Origin of the sequence: Serratia sp. CY29653, assembly GCF_052169255.1 — a bacterium.
Classification (GTDB): domain Bacteria; phylum Pseudomonadota; class Gammaproteobacteria; order Enterobacterales; family Enterobacteriaceae; genus Serratia; species Serratia sarumanii.
In genome coordinates this window covers 421143-437090 of sequence record NZ_JBJNLC010000002.1, presented here as the reverse complement: position 1 = coordinate 437090, position 15948 = coordinate 421143, and the positions used below count along the sequence as shown (strand labels likewise).

Sequence of the window (15948 nt, the reverse complement as noted above, 5' to 3'; positions counted from 1 at the left end):
ACGCGGGGCGGCAACCGCCTCCCCGTTCGGCCCTTTTCGCGGAGCCAAGATGGAACCCTACAATCCCCCGCAGGACCCGCTGCACATCCTGTATCAGGATGAACACATCATGGTGGTCAACAAGCCCAGCGGCTTGCTGTCGGTGCCCGGCCGCGCGCCGGAAAACAAAGACAGCCTGATGACCCGCATTCAGGCCGATCATCCGGCCGCCGAATCGGTGCACCGGCTGGACATGGCCACCAGCGGGGTGATCGTGGTGGCGCTCAACAAGGCCGCCGAGCGCGAGCTGAAGCGTCAGTTCCGCGAACGCGAACCGAAGAAATCCTATATCGCCCGCGTTTGGGGGCATATGGCGCATGACGAAGGGTTGGTGGACTTGCCGCTGATCTGCGACTGGCCGAACCGGCCGCTGCAAAAGGTGTGTTTTGACACCGGCAAAGCGGCGCAGACGGAGTATCAGGTGCTGTCGCGCGACGCCGACGGCAGCACGCGCGTAAAGCTGACGCCGATCACCGGCCGCTCGCACCAGCTGCGGGTTCACATGCTGGCGCTGGGGCATCCGATCCTCGGCGACGGTTTCTACGCCCCGCCGGAGGCCAAGGCGATGGCGCCGCGGCTGCAGCTGCATGCGCAAGAGTTGCGCATCACCCACCCCGCCTTCCAGACGCCGATGCACTTTCGCGCCGAACCGGATTTCTGAGGCTAATCTCAGGGATACCCTAAATAATTCGAGTTGCAGGAAGGCGGCAACTAAGCGCAGCCCCGGGAGCGTACAAAAAGTACGTGACCGGGGTAAGCGCAGGCAGCCAACACACCTGCAGCTCGAAGTATGACGGGTATCGTTATTTGAAGCCTTTCTCGCGTTTGATCAGATCGTACGCCGCCTGAATTTCCTGCGCTTTCTGCTTGGCCATTTCCATCATCTGCGGCGGCAAGCCCTTCGCCACCAGCTTATCCGGATGGTGTTCGCTCATCAATTTGCGGTAGGCGCGTTTGATGGTGGCGGCATCGTCGCTGCTGCGCACGCCGAGCACCTTGCACGCATCGTCGAGCGTCGGGCCGCGCTGAGCCTGCTGATAGCCGCCCTGCGAATACCCGCCCTGCTGACCGCCGCCGAACTGACGCCCGCCCTCCATCATGCTGAGAAACTGATCGAACTGCGCATGCGAAATGCCCAGCTCTTCGGCGATGACATACAGCACCTGGCGTTCATTCGGGTGCAGCGAGCCGTCGGCGAACGCCGCCTGAATCTGAATTTCCAGAAACATCCGAATCAAATCGAAGCGGCCAAAACAAATGCTGCGGAACTGCTGCAGCGTCTCACGCAGCGGGAACTGGCTCTGTTTCCCCTCGCGGAACGCCTGCTGCGCCGCGGTGCGCGCTTCGCCGTGCAGCTGCAGGCGATCCATGAACAGGCTGGCGATCTGGATATCTGCCTCGGTAACGCGTCCTTTGGATTTGGTCAGGTGGCCCATCACCTGAAAAGTGGTGCGGAAAAACAGCGTTTGCCGCGTTTGCTGGTCGGTGAAGAAACCCCGGCTGCGCTTATTGCTGCGCGCCGTATCGATCATATGACCGATAATCAGCCCCAGAACTACACCCCAGAATCCCGCGCCAGACCAAATGGCGACGATGACGCCGAGCAGTTTTCCCCAATACTGCATATACTCCTCAATTATCATGCCGAAAGCCGCCCGCCCCCTTCGCTTCAGGAAAGGGCGCAGGCGATTTTTCCCAGAATTTGGATTATCATACCTGTCATTTATCTTTGCGCCTAACGACGACGCAAGTAAACGGCTGGATTTAGCACTAGCGCAACGCAGATGAGTAATATAGTCTCTGACCGTTTGCCGGACATGACGCCTCTGATGACGGAACACCAAAACCGCGTATGAAAAAAAGTTTCCCAACACTGCTGGCCACGATGATTTGGACGGCACTCTACAGTCAGCACGCGCTGGCTGATCTGGCCGAGCAATGCATGCTTGGCGTTCCCGTTTACGACAAACCTTTGGTCAGCGGCGATCCGAACAGCCTGCCGGTCACCATCAATGCCGATGACTCGCGCGCCGACTATCCGAAAAGCGCCCTGTTCAGCGGTAACGTGCATATCGAGCAGGGCAACAGCACCCTGACCGCCAAAGAAGTCGAGCTGAACCAGACGCAAAATCCTGGCCAGGCGGAGCCGGTGCGCACCGTCACCGCCACCGGCGACGTGCACTACAGCGACAATCAGATCAAACTGAAAGGCCCGAAGGCCTGGTCGAACCTGAACACCAAAGATACCGACGTCTATGAAGGCGACTACCAAATGGTAGGCCGTCAGGGGCGTGGCGACGCCGACAAGATGAAAATGCGCGGCGCCAACCGTTACACCATTCTGGAAAACGGCACCTTTACCTCCTGTCTGCCGGGCGACGACAGCTGGAGCGTGGTCGGCTCCGAAGTGATCCACGATCGCGAAGAGCAGGTGGCGGAAGTGTGGAACGCCCGCTTCCGCATCGGCGGCGTGCCGGTGTTCTACAGCCCGTACCTGCAATTGCCGGTCGGCGACAAGCGCCGTTCCGGCTTCCTGATCCCGAACGCCAAGTACGGCAGCAACAACGGCTTCGAGTTCATGTTGCCGTACTACTGGAACATCGCGCCGAACTACGACGCCACCATCACGCCGCATTATATGTCCAAGCGCGGCCTGCAGTGGCAGACCGAGTTCCGTTATCTGGTGCAGCCGGGCCTCGGCCTGATGGAGTTCGACTGGTTGCCGGACGACAAGGAATACGGCAAAGATCATGACGACAGCAAGCGCTGGCTGTTCTACTGGAACCACAACGGCGTCATGGATCAGGTGTGGCGCTTCAACGTCGACTACACCAAGGTCAGCGATTCCAAATACTTCACCGATCTGGACTCCAAGTACGGTTCCACCACCGACGGCTACGCCACGCAGAAATTCAGCCTCGGCTACGCCAACGAGAACTGGAACGCCACGCTGAGTTCCAAGCAGTTCCAGATTTACGACGATACCGATCGCTCGCAGTCGGAATCGTATAAAGTTCAGCCGCAGCTGGATCTGAACTACTACAAAAACGACATCGGCCCGTTCGACTTCCATATTTACGGCCAGGCGGCCAAGTTCACCAGCGTCAACCCGTACAGCCCGGACGCCACCCGTCTGCATATGGAGCCGACGCTCAACCTGCCGCTCACCAACGGCTGGGCCAGCCTGAACACCGAAGCCAAGGTGATGGCGACCCACTACCAGCAGGATATTCCTGACGGTTTCGCCGCCAACTACCAGAGCCGCAAAGGCGCCGTTGCACCGGAGCTTGATGATTCGGTCAACCGCGTATTGCCGCAGTTCAAGGTCGACGGCAAGCTGGTGTTCGAACGCCCGATGATCTGGGCCGAAGGCGCCACCCAGACGCTGGAGCCGCGCGTACAGTACCTGTACGTGCCGTACCGCGACCAGAGTAACATCTACACCTACGACACCACGCTGCTGCAGACCGACTACTCCGGCCTGTTCCGCGACCGCACCTACAGCGGCCTGGATCGCATCGCTTCGCAGAACCGCGTCTCCACCGGTTTGACCACCCGCATTTATGATGACGCGCTGGTTGAACGTTTTAACGCTTCCGTGGGTCAAATCTACTACTTCAGCCGTTCGCGCACCGGCGATCAGGTAACCGGGTACGACAACAACGACGATACCGGCAGCGTGGCCTGGGCCGGCGATACCTATTGGAAAATCGACGATCGTTGGGGCCTGCGCGGCGGCCTGCAGTACGACACCCGCCTGAACAGCGTCTCGCTGGGCAACGGCGTGGTGGAATACCGCCAGGACGCCGAGCGCGTGGTGCAGTTGAACTACCGTTACGCCACGCCGGAATACATCCAGACGGCGTTGAACACCAAAACGGTTCCGGCCTTCCAGGACGGCATCTCGCAGGTGGGCATCACCGGCAGCTGGCCGATCGCCGATCGTTGGGCGGTGGTCGGGGCGTATTACTACGACACCCGCGCCAAGCAATCCGCCGATCAGCTGGTGGGGCTGAAGTACAACACCTGCTGCTGGGCGGTGACCCTGGGCTATGAGCGCAAGATCACCGATTGGAACAACAGCAACAATACCAGCGTTTACGACAACAGAGTTTCGTTCAACGTCGAACTGCGCGGCCTGAGCAGCGATCATAGTCTCGGCTCCGCAGAAATGCTGCGCTCCGGCATTCTGCCGTATCAGCGCGCATTCTGACGCTTTGCAACACTTTGAAAACGAGAACTTTCACCCGCATTTGCGGATTACATAATGGGAAATGTATGAAGAACTGGAGAACGCTTATTCTCGGATTGGTGGTTTGCGCCAATGCCGCGTTCGCAGCACCCCAAGAAGTGGATAAAGTCGCCGCCGTCGTGGATAACGGCGTGGTACTCGAAAGCGACGTCAACGGTCTGTTGCAGTCAGTGAAGCTCAACGCCCAGCAGGCCGGCCAGCAATTGCCGGACGACAAGACGCTGCGCCATCAGATCATCGAACGCCTGATCATGGATAACATCCAGCTGCAGATGGCCAAGAAAATGGGCATCACCGTGTCCGACGCCGATCTGGACAAGGCGATCGCCAACATCGCCGCGCAAAACAAGATGAGCGTCGATCAGCTGCGCAGCCGCCTGTCTTACGAAGGGTTGAACTACAACACCTACCGTTCGCAGATCCGCAAAGAGATGCTGATCTCCGAAGTGCGTAACAACGAAGTGCGCCGTCGCGTCACCATCCTGCCGCAGGAAGTGGACGCGCTGGCCAAGCAGGTGGGCGCGCAGAACGGCAGCGACACCGAAATGAACATCAGCCACATCCTGATCCCGCTGCCGGAGAATCCGTCGCAGCAGCAGGTCGACAAAGCCGAAGAGCTGGCCAAACGCCTGGTGGGTGAGATCAACAGCGGCGCCGACTTCGGCAAGCTGGCGATCACCTACTCCGCCGATTCTCAGGCGCTGAAAGGCGGCAACATGGGCTGGGGCAAGCTGCAAGAGATCCCGACCCTGTTCGCGGAACGTCTGGTGAGCGCCAAGAAAGGCGACGTCGTCGGCCCAATCCGTTCCGGCGTCGGCTTCCACATCCTGAAAGTAAACGACATCCGCGGCGCGAGCCAGTCGGTGTCGGTTACCGAAGTGCACGCCCGTCACATCCTGCTGAAACCTTCGGTGGTGCTGACCGACGATCAGGCGCGTGCCAAGCTGCAATCCGTGGCGGAAGCGATCAAGAGCGGCCGCGCCAAGTTTGCCGACGAAGCCAAACAGCTGTCGCAGGATCCGGGTTCTGCCATGCAGGGCGGCGATCTGGGCTGGGCTTCCCCGGACATCTACGATCCGGCCTTCCGCGATGCGTTGCTGAAGCTGAGCAAGGGTGAAATCAGCGCGCCGGTCCACTCTTCCTTCGGCTGGCACCTGATTCAGTTGCTGGACACTCGTCAGGTGGATAAGACCGACGCCGCGCAGAAAGATCGCGCTTACCGCATGCTGTTCAACCGTAAATTCGCCGAAGAAGCGCAGACCTGGATGCAGGAACAGCGCGCCCAGGCTTACGTGAAGATCCTCGATGGCAGCGATGCACAGCAATAAACGCGTCGTCATTACCCCCGGCGAACCCGCCGGGGTAGGGCCGGATTTGGTGGCAGCGCTGGCGCAACAGGATTGGCCTGTTGAGCTGGTGGTGTGCGCCGATCCGGCCCTGCTGCTTGAACGCGCCAAACGTTTGGGCCTGCCGCTGACGCTGCGCGACTACCAGCCGCAGCAACCGGCCGAAGCGCAACGCGCCGGCACGCTGACCGTGCTGCCGGTGCCGCTCGCTCACCCGGTCACCGCAGGGGAGCTGAACGTCGGCAACAGCGCCTACGTGGTGGAAACCCTGGCGCGCGCCTGCGACGGCTGCCTCAACGGCGAATTCGCCGCGCTGATCACCGGCCCGGTGAACAAGGGCGTGATCAACGACGCCGGCGTGCCGTTTATCGGCCATACCGAATTCTTTGCCGATCGCAGCCGCTGCGATCGCGTGGTGATGATGCTCGCGACCGAAGAGTTGCGCGTGGCGCTGGCGACCACCCACCTGCCGCTGCTGGCGGTGCCGGGCGCCATCACGCAACAGAGCCTGTTCGAAGTCATCCGCATCCTCGACCACGATCTGAAAACCAAATTTGGCATCGCCCGGCCGCACATTTACGTCTGCGGCCTGAACCCCCACGCCGGGGAAGGCGGCCATATGGGGCACGAAGAGATAGACACCATCATCCCGGCGCTCGACGCGCTGCGCGCTGAGGGCATCCATCTTGTCGGCCCGCTGCCGGCGGACACCCTGTTCCAGCCCAAATATCTGCAAGATGCCGATGCGGTGCTGGCGATGTATCACGATCAGGGGCTGCCGGTGCTAAAATACCAAGGGTTCGGCCGCGCGGTGAATATCACCCTCGGTTTGCCTTTCATACGCACCTCGGTCGACCACGGTACCGCTCTGGAACTGGCCGGCACCGGCACCGCCGATGTCGGCAGTTTCCAAACGGCCCTGAATCTCGCCATTAAAATGATAATTAATTGTAATGAATAACAGAGTCCACCAAGGGCACTTTGCCCGCAAACGCTTTGGACAAAACTTTTTAACCGATCAGTTTGTCATCGATAGCATTGTCTCCGCCATTCACCCGCAGCCGGGCGAAGCGGTGGTCGAGATCGGCCCCGGCCTCGGCGCCCTGACCGAGCCGGTCGGCGCGCGCATGGACCGCATGACGGTGATCGAACTGGACCGCGATCTGGCCACCCGGCTTGAGAACCACCCGCGGCTGAAAGACAAGCTGACCATCCACCAGCAGGACGCCATGACGGTGAATTTCGCCGAACTGGCCGAGGAAGCTGGCCAACCGCTGCGCGTATTTGGTAACCTGCCGTACAATATTTCGACGCCGCTGATGTTCCACCTTTTCAGCTATACTCAGGCAATCCGCGACATGCACTTTATGTTGCAAAAAGAGGTGGTCAACCGTCTGGTGGCCGGCCCGAACAGCAAGGCCTACGGGCGTTTGACCGTGATGGCGCAGTACTACTGCAACGTCATTCCGGTGCTGGAAGTGCCGCCGACCGCGTTCGCGCCGCCGCCGAAGGTCGATTCCGCCGTGGTGCGCCTGGTGCCGCACAGCGTGCTGCCGAATCCGGTGGGCGACGTGCGCATGCTGAGCCGCATCACCACGCAGGCGTTCAACCAGCGGCGGAAAACCATCCGCAACAGCCTGGGCGACCTGTTCACGCCGGAGCAGCTGACGGAGCTGGGCGTCGATCCTTCGCTCAGAGCAGAAAATATTTCTGTGGCGCAGTACTGCAAGCTGGCGAACTGGCTGTCAGCCAATCCGGCGCCGCAGCAATAAGGAGTTGTTGTCATGATTGATTCGCCCCGCGTGTGTATTCAGGTTCAGAGCATCTATGTGGAATCACAGTCGATCCCTGAAGAAGAGCGTTACGTCTTCGCCTATACCATCACCATCCGCAATCTGGGGCGGACCGACGTGCAACTGCTGGGCCGTTACTGGCTGATCACCAACAGCAACGGCCGCCAAACCGAAGTTCAGGGCGAAGGCGTGATCGGCGAACAGCCCGTCATTCCGCCCGGCGGAGAGTTTCAGTACACCAGCGGCGCCATTCTGGAAACGCCGCTGGGCACCATGGAAGGCCATTACGAAATGGTTGACCACCAGGGTCAGCCGTTCCGCACCGCTATTCCCGTGTTTCGCTTAGCCATTCCAACGCTGATCCATTAATTATGTCGACATACCTTATCGGCGACGTTCACGGCTGTTTCGATGAACTGAAGTCGCTGCTGGCTCAGGTTGCGTTCGATCCCGAGCGCGATCAACTGTGGCTGACCGGCGATCTGGTGGCGCGCGGCCCCGCCTCGCTGGACGTGCTGCGCTTCGTGCGCTCGCTCGGCCCGGCGGTGCGCATGGTGCTGGGCAACCACGATCTGCACCTGCTGGCGGTTTACGCCGGCATCAGCCGCAACAAACCCAAAGATCGCATCACCCCGCTGCTGGAGGCCCCGGACGCCGACGAGCTGATCAACTGGCTGCGCCGCCAACCGGTGCTGCAGGTGGACGATGAGCAAAAGCTGGTGATGGCGCACGCCGGCATCACCCCGCAGTGGGATATCGACACCGCGAAAATGTGCGCGCGCGAAGTGGAAGCGGTATTAAGCAGCGACAGCTACCCGCTGTTCCTCGACGCCATGTACGGCGATATGCCGAACAACTGGACGCCGGAGTTGAGCGGCCTGGCGCGCCTGCGTTTCAGCACCAATGCGCTGACGCGCATGCGTTATTGCTTCCCCAACGGCCAGCTCGACATGATCTGCAAAGATGCGCCGGGCACCGCACCCGCGCCGCTGAAACCGTGGTTCGAGCTGCCGCGCCTGGTGGATCTGGAATACACCATCGTCTTCGGCCACTGGGCCTCGCTGGAAGGCAAGGGTACGCCGGAAGGCGTGATCGGGCTGGACACAGGCTGCTGCTGGGGCGGCGATCTGACGATGCTGCGCTGGGAAGACCGCCGTTACTTCACGCAGCCCGCTAATCGCGGCGAGGCGCCTGACCACGCCGGCAGGCTGGCCGCGTTCTGAAAACATCAAGGCGGCCCCAGGCCGCCTTTGCTCTCTTTAGCGCCTTACGCCCCAATCACCCCGCCATCTTCACGCGTGATCATCAACACCGATGAACGCGGGCGCGGGCTGTTGTTTGGGAAGTGCGAATCGCCCTCTTCTCCCGGATGCTGCACGTTGACGAATATCGTCTTGTAGTCCGGGGTGAAGGTGATGCCGGTCAGTTCGCAGGACTTCGGCCCCACCATGAAACGGCGAATTTCGCCGCTGATCGGATCGCCCACCAGCATCTGGTTGTTGCCCTGCCCGGCGTAATCGCCCTTGTTGCTGTACTTGCCGTCGGTGAGGATCCACAGACGGCCGGCGCGATCGAAGCCCAGCCCATCCGGGCTGTTGAAGGTATTTTCCGCCGTGATGTTCGGCGTGCCGCGGTTGACACCTTCCGGATGGGCGATCGGATTGCCGCACAGCGCATAGATGTCCCAGGCGAAGGTGCCGGCGGTGGCGTCGCCGCCCTCGTCCCAGCGAATGATCTGGCCATAGATATTGTTCGGCCGCGGGTTGGCGGCGTTCAGCGGCATCCCTTCCTCGCCGCGCTTGCTGTTGTTGGTCAACGTGCAGTACGCGCGGCCGTCATGCGGGTTCACCGCGATCCACTCCGGGCGATCCATTTTGGTGGCGCCGACCTGCTGCGCCGCCTTGCGGGCGAAGATCAGCACTTCGGCCTCGTCGCGGAAGCCGTTCTCCGGCGTCAGGCCGTTCTTGCCGAACTCGAGCGCAATCCAGCGCCCTTTGCCCTTCAGCGGCGTGCCGGCCTCATCGCCGTCGAACTGCGCCACGTACAGCGTCCCTTCGTCCAGCAGCGTGCGGTTGTTGGCCGGATTGGCGGCGTCGACCACGCCTTTGGAAACGTACTTATAGATATGTTCGCCGCGTTCGTCGTCACCCATGTACACCACCAAACGGCCATCTTTGGCCACGGTCACCGCCGCGTTCTCGTGCTTGAAGCGGCCCAGCGCGGTGTGCTTGATCGGCGTCGAGGTCGGATTCAGCGGGTCAATCTCGACGATCCAGCCGTGGCGGTTGAATTCGTTGGGGTTCTTCGCCACGTCGAAGCGCTCGTCATAGTCCGGCCAGTTGCGCTCCGGTTCGCTGGCCTTCAGCGTGTAGCGCTTCTGTTCCGGCGTGGTTTTGTAATCAGCCTGATGAGTGCCAAAGTAGGTATCGAAGTTTTCTTCGCAGGTCAGGTAGGTGCCCCACGGCGTCTTGCCGTTGGCGCAGTTGCCAAAAGTGCCCAGCACCTTGCGCCCGCTCGGATCGGCGGCGGTCTGCAGCAACGGGTGCCCGGCGGCCGGGCCGCTGAACTGCATTTCGGTATTGGCGGTGATGCGGCGGTTATAGCGCGACGGGCGCTCCACCTCCCAGCGCTGGCCGTCGCCGACGCGCTTTACCGCCACGATGGAGACGCCGTGCGCCGCCTGCGATTTACGCACCTCTTCCAGGCTGGTGGCCTTGGCGCCACCGTGAGCGAACAGGTACTGCTCGTTAACGTATTCGTTATTGATGGCCATCACGCCGTGATTGTCATCGATCGGGAAGAAGCTCATGCCGTCGTTATTGTCGCCGAACTGTTTTTCCTGATCGGCGGCGCTGTTGTTGCCCTGCGGATCGAAGGCCGGCGCGCCGTCCACCAGCGGCTCGCCCCAGGAGATCAGCACCTCGGCGCGGTAGCCCGGCGCGATGGTCACCTCATCGGCGGTAGACGCGGCGATACCCTGAAAGCCCAACAGCTTGTTCGGCGGCAGATCCTCGGCCAACGCCTCACTGGAGACCGACCAGATGCCGCCGCCGAGAAAACCGGCCAGGCCGACGGCGCCGGCGCTGCCGAGCAGCAGTTTGCGGCGAGTGGGATCGATCAGGCGGTCGGCGTCTAATTGCTCAATTTGCTTGGTCATAGCGTGGTTACCTTTTTAGTTATGGCGCCGCAGTCAAGATTCACCAGAGTTGCCGTGGCGCTCGGAGTTGGGCTTCATACTAATCAGGTAATGTGACGGAAAGGTTACAAACGACGGGCGCAAAAAGGCCGGGGGCGCAATTGCTTGCGCCCCCGGGGAGAGTTGGCTAACGCGCTTAAATCAGCGGCGCTGCAGGATTTCGAAGCAGTAGCTGTGCGAGTTCAGATCGTCGGCGTCGTGGAATTCGCTGAACGTGGTTTCCCACTCGTCCGGCTCGTAATCCGGGAAGTGGGTATCGCCGCCGACTTCGGCGTCGATGTGCGTCAGGTACAGGCGATCGGCGCGCAGCAGCAGCTGGGTATAGATGCGCCCACCGCCGATCACCATCACTTCTTCCACCTCGCCCGCGGCGGCCAGCGCTTCATCCAGCGAGGTCACCCAGGTCACCCCGGCGGCATTGCCCGGGCGGCTGCTCAAAACGATATTGTGGCGGCCCGGCAGCGGGCGGCCGATGGACTCGAAGGTCTTGCGGCCCATAATAACCGGCTTATTCAACGTGTTGCGTTTAAACCACGCAAGGTCCGCCGGCAGGTGCCACGGCATGGCGTTTTCCATGCCAATAACGCGATCCGCCGCCAAGGCAGCGATCAGGCTGATAATCATTGTTTAACCCTGTGTAGGCAGCAAAATTGGTGACACTATACGTAAAGGCCTGAGTGCCGTCGATAGGCTAATCAAGCAAGATGAATATATAAGATAGCTCTTATCAGTATATCTAATAACCAACGATCTCCCGCCAGGTCATTTCACACGCCGGGGCGTTTGCGGTACAGCCACAGGCCCGGCAACGACAGGCCGATCGACAATGCGCCAACGATAAAACTGGCCTTGAGGAAGTTGGTGATCATGGTCTCCATCAGGGCTTCGCTGTAGCCCAGATGCGAGATCTCTACCACCGTTATCATCGCGGTATAGGCGGAAATGCCGGGGAACATCGGGATCACCGCCGCCACGGTGAACACCTTCGGATGCGCCAGCAGCCAGCGCGACCAGTAGATGCCGATGATACCGATCAGGATCGCCGCCAGCAGCGAGGCCCACTCGATGTTCATGCCGCCATGCATCATCAGCATGCGCGAGCCGCGCCCGATAGCCCCGAGCAACGCGCAATAGCGCAGCGCGCGCAGCGGCACGTTGAACACCATGGCGAAGCCCAGCGCCGGCACCGCCGCCAACAGCATCTCCTGCAACAAGGCCCACAGCAGACTCATGACCACCCCCGCAGATCCCACAGCGACATCGCCATCACCACCCCGATGCAGGTCGCCAGCGTCAGCAGGCTGGCCATCGCCCAACGCGCCAGCCCGGTATTGACGTGCCCCTTGAACATGTCTGCCACCGCGTTGATCAGCGGGAAGCCCGGCACCAGCAACAGCACGCTGGCGGCCATCGCCACGCTCGAGGTGTCTTTAAACGCCGGCAGGCGCAGCAGCAGTCCGGAGATCGACGTAGCGACAAACGCCGTCAGGCAAAAATTGATCAGCGGATTCATATGGCGGGCGGTGAGGATTTGGCGCACCAGCATCGCCGCGCCGCTGGCGATAAAGGTCACCAGGAAAGCATCGCCGCCGCCGCCGTTGAGCATACTGAAACACCCGCAGGACAACCCCACCATCAGCACCACCAGCCAGCGCGGGTAACGCAGCGGCCGGATCCTGTCAAAGCGGCGCGCCACGTCGTGCGCATCCGCCAGGCGATGCTCGGCGAGGATCACGATATGCTGCACTTCGGTCACCACCTGCATATTGATGCCGCGATCGACGTTCTTGCGGGTAGTGGTCAGACAGGCACCGTGGCTGAGGGTGGTCAACACCACCGCATTGGCGGAGATCGAGCTTTCCACGCTGTCCATCCCCAGCGCCAGCCCCAGGCGGGTCGACAGCTGTTCCACCACCGTGCTCTCGGCGCCGTGCTGCAACAGCAGCAGCGCGCATTGAATGCACAGGCGGGTAATTTCACGCTGTTGCCGGTGCGGCTCCGGCCGGTCTGTGGCGTTAGTCTGCTGCATGGTGCTCCGTTGCTGGCGGTAGATGAATTATTATCATAGAGCCTAACAATACCTCATTGGGTTGATGCGCATCAGAGGAAGCGGCGTTATTATCGCCAGAACTCTGTCTTTTGCGCGAGACGCTCCCATGCTTGAAACTTCGCTGTTCGTCGCCGGCATTGCCGCCCTCGGCATGCTCTCCCCCGGCCCGGATTTTTTCCTGGTGATCAAAAACGCCGCCCGCTATCCACGGCTGGCCGCCATGATGACCGCCTTCGGCGTGATCTGCGGCGTCGCCACCCACATGTCCTACTGCGTCGCCGGGCTGGCGGTGGTGATCACCACCACGCCGTGGCTGTTTAACCTGCTGAAATACGCCGGGGCGGTCTATCTGGTGTGGATCGGCATCCAGGCGCTGCTTTCGCGCGGCGGCGGCAAGATGAACGTCAGCAATCTGCCGCAGCAGCAGGTCAGCCTGAAGAGCGCCTTTGCGCAAGGCTACCTGTGCAACCTGCTGAACCCGAAGGCCACCCTGTTCTTCCTGGCGGTGTTCACCCAGGTGCTGCAGATCGATTCTGGTCTGGGCGACAAGCTGTGGTACGCGGGGATTATTCTCGGCCTGTCGGTTATCTGGTGGCCGCTGCTGGTGTTCCTGATCCAGAGCGGGCCGGTGCGCCGCGGGTTGGAAAAGACCCAGAAGATCGTCGACAAGCTGCTGGGCGGCATGCTGATCGCCTTGGGCATCAAGGTCGCGCTGAGCTAAGCAAAAGAAGGGGCGCCGATCTGGCGCCCCTACTCTTATCCTTTGGCTTCCACCACCTCGTCCTCCGGCGCCTTGCCATCGATACTGCCGCGCCAGCCGGTCTGCTGCACCCGCGCCAGCCGATTCTGATCCTGCTCGATGGCCGCGCTGAGCATCTCCTTGGCCCGCTGCAGGCTGGCGATGCGGAACTCGGTGTCCTGATAATTCTCCAGCGTGTCTTCCAGCATCTTCAGGTTATAGCGGCGGAACGTGTCCGCCTTCTCGCGCGCCTCATAGGCGTCCAGCCCCAGCAGCTCCAGCGTTTCACGGCCGACGCGCAGCGAGCTTTCGAAGGTTTCGCGCTCCGGTTTTTCCACCCCCAGCTGCCGCAGCTGATACCAGTGATCGACGTCGCGCGCCCGTGCCACCACCTTCAGATGCGGGAAGTGCTGCCTGGCCAGCTCGGTTAGCGCCAGGCTGTCTTCCACGTCATCGATGGCGTTGATCAGCACCTTGGCGTGGGCGGCGCCAGCGGCCTCCAGCAGATCGGCGCGCGTGGCGTCGCCGTAGAACACCTTGGTGTCGAATTTGCGCAGCGTTTCGATATGGTCCGGATCGTGATCCAGCACCACGGTGTGTACGCCGTTGGCCAGCAGCAAGCGGCCGGCGATCTGGCCGAAACGGCCGAAGCCGGCGATGATCACGCTGGCATTTTCGTCGTCGATGACGTCCGCCGGGCGCTCCTCTTTCGGCGCATTTTTCTCCAGCTGCGCGGCGATCACCAACAGCAGCGGCGTGGCCGCCATCGACAGCGCCACCGCCAGCGTCAGCGACTTGGCCCATTCGACCGGCAGTACGCCGGCCAGCTGCGCGGCGCTGAAGATCACGAAGGCGAATTCACTGCCCTGCCCCAGCAGAATGGCAAACAGGCCGCGCTGGCGCTTCGGCACGCCGAGCAGCGGCCCAATCAGCCACAGCAGCGCTGCCTTGATCAGCATAAAGCCCAGCAACAGCGAGGCGATCAGCAGCGGGTGATGGAACAGCGTGCCGAAGTCGATCGACATGCCGACGCCGATAAAGAACAGCCCCAGCAGCAGCCCTTTGAACGGCTGAATATCGCTCTCCAGCGCGTGGCGGTATTCCGAGCTCGCCAGCAGCACCCCGGCGAGGAACGCCCCCATCGCCATCGACAGCCCGGCCATCTCCAGCAGGATGCCGAAGCCGAACACCAGGAACAGCGCCACGGCGCTGAACACCTCGCGCATGCCCGAACGGGCGACGAAGTGCAGCAGCGGGCGGGTGACGTAGCGGCCGAGCAGCACCACCATCGTCAACGCGCCCACCACCTTGGCCGCCGACAGCACGAAAGCGCCCAGCGTGGTGGTGGCGCCGCTGCTGGCCAGCAGCGGGATCATCGCCACCAGCGGGATCGCCGCGATATCCTGGAACAGCAGCACCGCAAACGCGCTGCGGCCGATCGGCGACGGCGTCAAATTGCGTTCGCTCATCGCCTGCATGGCAATGGCGGTGGATGAGAGGGCCAGCGTCAGGCCGATCAGCAGCGCCACCTTCCAGTTGAGGCCGAGGAAGTAACAGAAGGCGCTCAACGCCAGGCCGCAGCCCACCATCTGAATGCTGCCGCCGCCGAACACCGAGGCGCGCAGCGTCCACAGCCGCTTGGGATCCAGCTCCAGGCCGATGATAAACAGCATCAGCACCACGCCGATCTCGGCGAAGGTCAGGATCGACTCGGCGTCCGACACCAGCTTCAGCCCCCAGGGGCCAATGATGCAGCCGGCGATCAGGTAGCCGAGCACCGAGCCCAGCCCCAGACGCACCGCGATCGGCACGAACAGCGCGGCGGAGCCGAGGTAGATCAGCCCCTCGATCATCATGTGGTGATTATCCATGGCTGGCCTCCCGAGTTTCCGCTTCGGCATGTTCCATCAGATAGTCGACCAACCGCTGCCGGTAGGCTTCGCCGGCGGCGAGCAGCGCCGGTTCGTTGCAGGTAAAAGTATTATGTACGGCAAAATAGGGTTGCCAGTTCATGCCGCAGTAGATCGCCGTGGCCTGCAGCGGCTGCGCCAGCGCAGCGAAGTTGGGAAAGTCGCCCAGCTCGAAGTGGTGCTCGTCGCCGCCGCTGGTCACCGCCCACAGGCAGTCTTTACCCACCAGCGCGTTGCCGTCGTGGCCGTAGGCCCAGCCGTGCTCCAGCACTTTGTCGATCCACAGCTTCAACAGCGGCGGGAAGCTGTACCACTGCATCGGATGCTGCAGCACCACCAGGTCGGCGCGCTCCAGCGCCCGCTGCTCGGCGTTGATATCGATATTGAAATCGGGGTACAGCTCATACAGCGAGCGCACCTCTACCTCGGGGAGATCCCTCACCGCCTGCAGCAGGCGCTGATTGGCATGCGAATGCCGGGGATACGGGTGAGCGTAAATTATCAGAATCATTGTTATCGTCGTTCCTTCGTTCCTTGCCAATACACCAAGCATATACCAATCACACAGGGTGACAGTTTGCCCACTGATTGATAGCGGAAATTTTTAACGCCTGCCGACAAAT

15 protein-coding genes are annotated in these 15948 nt (G+C 61.5%); 8 read left to right on the top strand and 7 right to left on the bottom strand.

The genetic code is table 11. From position 1 onward, the window contains the following. Positions 1-49 precede the first annotated feature (49 nt). Complete coding sequence (gene rluA / locus ACJ8HN_RS15605) at positions 50-700, top strand: bifunctional tRNA pseudouridine(32) synthase/23S rRNA pseudouridine(746) synthase RluA (protein ID WP_033637080.1); 651 nt, start codon at positions 50-52, stop codon at positions 698-700. Positions 701-842: 142 nt separating this feature from the next. Here rluA and djlA read toward each other — a convergent pair whose 3' ends face one another. Further along, positions 843-1664, bottom strand: a complete 822-nt coding sequence (gene djlA / locus ACJ8HN_RS15600) for a co-chaperone DjlA (RefSeq protein WP_033637079.1) — start codon at positions 1662-1664, stop codon at positions 843-845. 227 nt (positions 1665-1891) lie between these two features. Between djlA and lptD the strand changes: the two genes are divergently transcribed. From lptD to apaH, 6 genes are all read left to right on the top strand, one after another. Then, positions 1892-4252, top strand: a complete 2361-nt coding sequence (gene lptD, locus ACJ8HN_RS15595) for an LPS assembly protein LptD (RefSeq protein WP_049234050.1) — start codon at positions 1892-1894, stop codon at positions 4250-4252. 65 nt (positions 4253-4317) lie between these two features. Continuing rightward, positions 4318-5619, top strand: coding sequence for a peptidylprolyl isomerase SurA (gene surA / locus ACJ8HN_RS15590; protein ID WP_033637077.1), 1302 nt, complete (start codon positions 4318-4320; stop codon positions 5617-5619). After that, positions 5606-6598, top strand: coding sequence for a 4-hydroxythreonine-4-phosphate dehydrogenase PdxA (gene pdxA / locus ACJ8HN_RS15585; RefSeq protein ID WP_033649277.1), 993 nt, complete (start codon positions 5606-5608; stop codon positions 6596-6598). Before surA ends, pdxA begins: the two co-directional genes overlap by 14 nt. Next, positions 6591-7409 carry a 16S rRNA (adenine(1518)-N(6)/adenine(1519)-N(6))-dimethyltransferase RsmA gene (gene rsmA / locus ACJ8HN_RS15580; protein WP_033637076.1) on the top strand — a complete coding sequence of 273 codons (819 nt, stop codon included), beginning with the start codon at positions 6591-6593 and terminating at the stop codon, positions 7407-7409. Before pdxA ends, rsmA begins: the two co-directional genes overlap by 8 nt. A gap of 12 nt (positions 7410-7421) precedes the next feature. Beyond that, the gene (gene apaG / locus ACJ8HN_RS15575; protein ID WP_016929119.1) at positions 7422-7799 is read left to right on the top strand and encodes a Co2+/Mg2+ efflux protein ApaG; all 378 of its coding nucleotides are present in this window, start codon (positions 7422-7424) and stop codon (positions 7797-7799) included. Between the two features lie 2 nt (positions 7800-7801). Next, a complete protein-coding gene (gene apaH, locus ACJ8HN_RS15570; protein WP_442523675.1) occupies positions 7802-8653 on the top strand; it encodes a bis(5'-nucleosyl)-tetraphosphatase (symmetrical) ApaH in 852 nt (283 codons plus the stop codon). 44 nt (positions 8654-8697) lie between these two features. Here apaH and ACJ8HN_RS15565 read toward each other — a convergent pair whose 3' ends face one another. The 4 genes from ACJ8HN_RS15565 to ACJ8HN_RS15550 all read right to left on the bottom strand — a co-directional run bounded on the left by ACJ8HN_RS15565 (position 8698) and on the right by ACJ8HN_RS15550 (position 12655). Then, positions 8698-10587, bottom strand: a complete 1890-nt coding sequence (locus ACJ8HN_RS15565; protein WP_442523674.1) for a PhoX family protein — start codon at positions 10585-10587, stop codon at positions 8698-8700. 180 nt (positions 10588-10767) lie between these two features. After that, positions 10768-11250 carry a type 3 dihydrofolate reductase gene (folA, locus tag ACJ8HN_RS15560; protein WP_442523673.1) on the bottom strand — a complete coding sequence of 161 codons (483 nt, stop codon included), beginning with the start codon at positions 11248-11250 and terminating at the stop codon, positions 10768-10770. A 143-nt stretch (positions 11251-11393) separates the two neighbouring features. Then, a complete protein-coding gene (locus ACJ8HN_RS15555; protein ID WP_033637072.1) occupies positions 11394-11858 on the bottom strand; it encodes a threonine/serine exporter in 465 nt (154 codons plus the stop codon). Continuing rightward, positions 11855-12655, bottom strand: coding sequence for a threonine/serine ThrE exporter family protein (locus ACJ8HN_RS15550; protein ID WP_033637071.1), 801 nt, complete (start codon positions 12653-12655; stop codon positions 11855-11857). The genes ACJ8HN_RS15555 and ACJ8HN_RS15550 overlap by 4 nt, the downstream gene beginning before the upstream one ends. Positions 12656-12782: 127 nt before the next feature. On the opposite strand from ACJ8HN_RS15550, the gene ACJ8HN_RS15545 reads away from it, so the two are divergent. Continuing rightward, entirely contained in the window at positions 12783-13397 is a 615-nt protein-coding gene (locus tag ACJ8HN_RS15545; RefSeq protein WP_015376619.1) for a LysE family translocator, read from the top strand. A 35-nt stretch (positions 13398-13432) separates the two neighbouring features. Here the strand turns inward: ACJ8HN_RS15545 and kefC are convergent, their stop codons facing one another. After that, positions 13433-15286 carry a glutathione-regulated potassium-efflux system protein KefC gene (kefC, locus tag ACJ8HN_RS15540; protein WP_033637070.1) on the bottom strand — a complete coding sequence of 618 codons (1854 nt, stop codon included), beginning with the start codon at positions 15284-15286 and terminating at the stop codon, positions 13433-13435. Continuing rightward, positions 15279-15836: a glutathione-regulated potassium-efflux system oxidoreductase KefF gene (gene kefF / locus ACJ8HN_RS15535; protein WP_033637069.1), complete on the bottom strand. Its 558-nt coding sequence runs from the start codon at positions 15834-15836 to the stop codon at positions 15279-15281. The genes kefC and kefF overlap by 8 nt, the downstream gene beginning before the upstream one ends. Between the last annotated feature and the right edge of the window lie 112 nt (positions 15837-15948).

Excerpts from the sequence above, each read along its gene's own strand:
- rluA (WP_033637080.1), top strand. The coding sequence starts at position 50 with ATGGAACCCTACAATCCCCCGCAGGACCCGCTGCACATCCTGTATCAG.
- djlA (WP_033637079.1), bottom strand. The coding sequence starts at position 1,664 with ATGCAGTATTGGGGAAAACTGCTCGGCGTCATCGTCGCCATTTGGTCT.
- lptD (WP_049234050.1), top strand. The coding sequence starts at position 1,892 with ATGAAAAAAAGTTTCCCAACACTGCTGGCCACGATGATTTGGACGGCA.
- surA (WP_033637077.1), top strand. The coding sequence starts at position 4,318 with ATGAAGAACTGGAGAACGCTTATTCTCGGATTGGTGGTTTGCGCCAAT.
- pdxA (WP_033649277.1), top strand. The coding sequence starts at position 5,606 with ATGCACAGCAATAAACGCGTCGTCATTACCCCCGGCGAACCCGCCGGG.
- rsmA (WP_033637076.1), top strand. The coding sequence starts at position 6,591 with ATGAATAACAGAGTCCACCAAGGGCACTTTGCCCGCAAACGCTTTGGA.
- apaG (WP_016929119.1), top strand. The coding sequence starts at position 7,422 with ATGATTGATTCGCCCCGCGTGTGTATTCAGGTTCAGAGCATCTATGTG.
- apaH (WP_442523675.1), top strand. The coding sequence starts at position 7,802 with ATGTCGACATACCTTATCGGCGACGTTCACGGCTGTTTCGATGAACTG.
- ACJ8HN_RS15565 (WP_442523674.1), bottom strand. The coding sequence starts at position 10,587 with ATGACCAAGCAAATTGAGCAATTAGACGCCGACCGCCTGATCGATCCC.
- folA (WP_442523673.1), bottom strand. The coding sequence starts at position 11,250 with ATGATTATCAGCCTGATCGCTGCCTTGGCGGCGGATCGCGTTATTGGC.
- ACJ8HN_RS15555 (WP_033637072.1), bottom strand. The coding sequence starts at position 11,858 with ATGAGTCTGCTGTGGGCCTTGTTGCAGGAGATGCTGTTGGCGGCGGTG.
- ACJ8HN_RS15550 (WP_033637071.1), bottom strand. The coding sequence starts at position 12,655 with ATGCAGCAGACTAACGCCACAGACCGGCCGGAGCCGCACCGGCAACAG.
- ACJ8HN_RS15545 (WP_015376619.1), top strand. The coding sequence starts at position 12,783 with ATGCTTGAAACTTCGCTGTTCGTCGCCGGCATTGCCGCCCTCGGCATG.
- kefC (WP_033637070.1), bottom strand. The coding sequence starts at position 15,286 with ATGGATAATCACCACATGATGATCGAGGGGCTGATCTACCTCGGCTCC.
- kefF (WP_033637069.1), bottom strand. The coding sequence starts at position 15,836 with ATGATTCTGATAATTTACGCTCACCCGTATCCCCGGCATTCGCATGCC.